5 protein-coding genes are annotated in these 3,094 nt (G+C 28.1%); all 5 read right to left on the reverse strand.

Features of this window, described 5'->3' with window-relative positions:
- A partial coding sequence (locus tag U9R42_06785; protein MEA3495724.1) for a PspC domain-containing protein occupies positions 1 to 171 on the reverse strand: 171 nt, incomplete at its 3' end.
- A gap of 65 nt (positions 172 to 236) precedes the next feature.
- The gene (gene rpmA / locus U9R42_06790) at positions 237 to 482 is read right to left on the reverse strand and encodes a 50S ribosomal protein L27 (protein MEA3495725.1); all 246 of its coding nucleotides are present in this window, start codon (positions 480 to 482) and stop codon (positions 237 to 239) included.
- Between the two features lie 11 nt (positions 483 to 493).
- Positions 494 to 811, reverse strand: a complete 318-nt coding sequence (gene rplU / locus U9R42_06795) for a 50S ribosomal protein L21 (GenBank protein ID MEA3495726.1) — start codon at positions 809 to 811, stop codon at positions 494 to 496.
- Positions 812 to 985: 174 nt separating this feature from the next.
- On the reverse strand, positions 986 to 2,449 hold the full coding sequence (locus U9R42_06800; protein ID MEA3495727.1) for a bifunctional UDP-sugar hydrolase/5'-nucleotidase: 1,464 nt from the start codon (positions 2,447 to 2,449) through the stop codon (positions 986 to 988).
- A gap of 106 nt (positions 2,450 to 2,555) precedes the next feature.
- Positions 2,556 to 3,002, reverse strand: a complete 447-nt coding sequence (locus U9R42_06805) for a DUF302 domain-containing protein (protein MEA3495728.1) — start codon at positions 3,000 to 3,002, stop codon at positions 2,556 to 2,558.
- Positions 3,003 to 3,094 lie beyond the last annotated feature (92 nt).

Genomic DNA, 3,094 nt, shown 5'->3' on the forward strand with positions numbered 1-3,094 from the left:
TACATACAATATTCTTAAAATAGTAACATCCCAACCCAAATAATCAGCAAGTCCACCTAAAACTCCGACAAACATTCTTTCATCTAATGATCGTTCTAATTTTTGATTACTCATTTTATCTCCTTTGTCTAAATATAACATATTTTTTCCACAATAAAAAATATATTTCATAAAACAATAAAAAAAACACGAAAACTTTTATTATGCATTCGTGATTTTTCTATTTTCTTATATTTTTATATAATATTTATATATTTTCTTCCGCGATTACGACTAATATCAACCTTTCCATCTGCTTTTGCAAATATAGTATCATCACCACCACGACCGGCATTTGTTCCCGGATAAAATTTTGTTCCTCGCTGTCTAACAATGATTGATCCGGCTGTTACCTGTTCACCACCAAATCTCTTTACACCAAGATATTTCGGATTACTTCTTCGACCATTAGTAGTACTTCCCTGTCCTTTTTTATGTGCCATAAATATTCCCTTTATTTTGCAATTGCTATTTTATCAATTTTAATTGTAGTATAATTCTGTCTATGACCATTCTTCTTTTTATAACCCTTTCTTCTTTTTTTCTTGAATACTAAAATTTTCTTATCTCTACCATGGCCAACTACTGTTGCTAATACTTCTGTCTTTTTTACGAAAGGAGTTCCAACTTTTACCTTTCCTTCATCATCTAATAATAATACAGAATCAAATTTTAATTTTGTTTTCTCTTTTTTATCTTGTAAAGGCACATTTAATTCATCACCTTTTTCCACCTTGAACTGTTTTCCACTTATTTCAACTATTGCATACATACTATTTTTTATCTCCTTTTTCTCAAAATATTTTCAAGTTTAAATTTATAAATTAATTAATAGAAAGTCAAGTTTAATTAGTGTTTTTGTTATTTTTTTGAATAGTTTATCATTCCTATCCGTTTTTTTCTTTTTTAATCATAATTTATATTCCACAATTATGATTAATAATCTCTATTTAAAAACAATTCTTCCTTCAATCTTAGAATCTATTACTTTTTGTTTTTTAACAGCTTCGATAAACACATTTCGGTCAATCAAATCGGTTTGATTACTGTTTTCAACAGTTATTCCAAAATATTTATCTAAATGATCGAAAACATAATTATTTGTTACAATTTCATATTTTTTATTTGCATCTATCTTTGCTCCGTTTACCGACACTTCAATAACTTTATCTGTTTTTTTATCAACAATTATTTTCATTCCGGATTGTTGAACACTGCTATTTTTTTCAATTATAAAATTAACTAAATTAAGCAGTTCTTTACCTGTGATTTCAAATGTGACTAATGTATTCTCAAATGGTGCAATTTCCCAAATATCACGAATTTTTATATCACCGGCACTTAAATTTTTGCGAATTCCACCATTGTTTGTAAATGCAATATCAGAATTTGTCTTATTTTTCATCGCATCTGATAACCAATTACCGATATTCGATTCAACTCCACCTTTTACCCAATCACTTTGTAATTTTCCAATAACTATATCCATTTTTTCTGCAACTTTATTTTCCCACTTATCAACCACTTTTTTTACATCAGCTGAAGGTTTGATTTTATCAGAGACAACCTCAATTAATTTGTAATGAAATTCTGTAATATCTTTCTCGTCACATGAAAATCTAAATTCTCCAATATATCTTCCATAAGAAGCCGTTTGAACTATTTTTGTATTCCCTACGATTTCTGCTTCATCTAAATATGTATGACTATGTCCACCAACAATTAAATCTAATTCTGGAACTGCTTCAGCTAACTCTTTATCTTTATTTATTCCAATGTGTGTGACGGCAATTATCAAATGTATATTTTTCTTTTTTAATTCTTCAACTATTTCCCTTGTCGTTTCAATCTGACTGGCAATTTTTAATCCGGCAAGATTTTCGCTCAAAGTCAATCCCGACAAATCATCAGTTGTAACGCCAAGTATCGCTATTTTTTGTCCGTTGAATTCATAAATTTTATATCTTTTTAATAGTGCTTTTCCTGTTTTTTCATCTAATACATTTGCTCCATAAATATCAAATTTAGCTTTTGGAATCAATTCTGAAAATTGTTTCCAGCCATAATCAAATTCATGATTTCCGATAGTAAAAAAATCCGGTCCAACAGCATTCAAAATTTCTATCTGAGATAATCCTTTTGAAATTGAGCTCACAGGAGTTCCTTGAAAATCGTCACCTGCATTTATTTTCAGTGCTTGCGGATAGACATTTTTCAATGAATCTAAATATGCATCAACATAAGCATAACCGCCTACAAAATGATTTTTGGGATTATGTCTTACAGGTTTCCAAGATGTATTGTGTGCATGTATATCATTCCAATGCAATATTACAATCTCTTTTTTTTCTGCCTGACCACAAGAAATTAAGATTAACAGTAGTGTAAATAAAATAATAATTTTTCTCATTATAACTCCTCTATTTGTTTCTTTTTTTCATCTCTATGTAAATTACATAATAAGATTTAAAAAAACAAAATTATTTTGCTTATTTCTTTGATTTTATTTAAAATTATTAAGCTTCTGCTTTTTTGATTGTTTCAATTACTATATTTGTCATAATTTTCATAACATTTTTTGACATAGGAACAATATCTACACTGGGAAACATCATACTCATTATCCATGGCTTCATTTTCATAAAACGAAGTGTTGTTTTGCCATTTTCACGGGCGACGATAATACTTTTAGGCATCATCACTCCCATATCATAACTCATTTCAGTTATTACTTTATGTGATTTCTGAGCATTACATATTTCCACAATTCTATATTCAAAATCATCATCTATTTTTAAATTTTTCTTACTATAGGATTCCCTTAAATTATGTATTGTTACCACTGAAAACTTATTTTCAACAGCAGTTTCTGTTAATTTTTCCATTACCAAATCATAATCAGCCATTGTTGTATATTTCTGTGTAATATCACCTATCAACCATTTTGAAATTAATTTTTTCATGACAATACTCCTCTTTTAAAATTACATAAATTACTATCCTAAAAAACACTTACAATTATAGCATATATTTTTTGAAAAACACATATAATTTT

This window comes from Bacteroidota bacterium (assembly GCA_034723125.1).
Lineage (GTDB): Bacteria > Bacteroidota > Bacteroidia > CAILMK01 > JAAYUY01 > JAYEOP01.

Bases quoted from the DNA above. Each gene is read 5' to 3' on its own strand.
- rplU (MEA3495726.1), bottom strand. From the start codon at position 811: ATGTATGCAATAGTTGAAATAAGTGGAAAACAGTTCAAGGTGGAAAAA.
- U9R42_06800 (MEA3495727.1), bottom strand. From the start codon at position 2,449: ATGAGAAAAATTATTATTTTATTTACACTACTGTTAATCTTAATTTCT.
- U9R42_06805 (MEA3495728.1), bottom strand. From the start codon at position 3,002: ATGAAAAAATTAATTTCAAAATGGTTGATAGGTGATATTACACAGAAA.
- rpmA (MEA3495725.1), bottom strand. From the start codon at position 482: ATGGCACATAAAAAAGGACAGGGAAGTACTACTAATGGTCGAAGAAGT.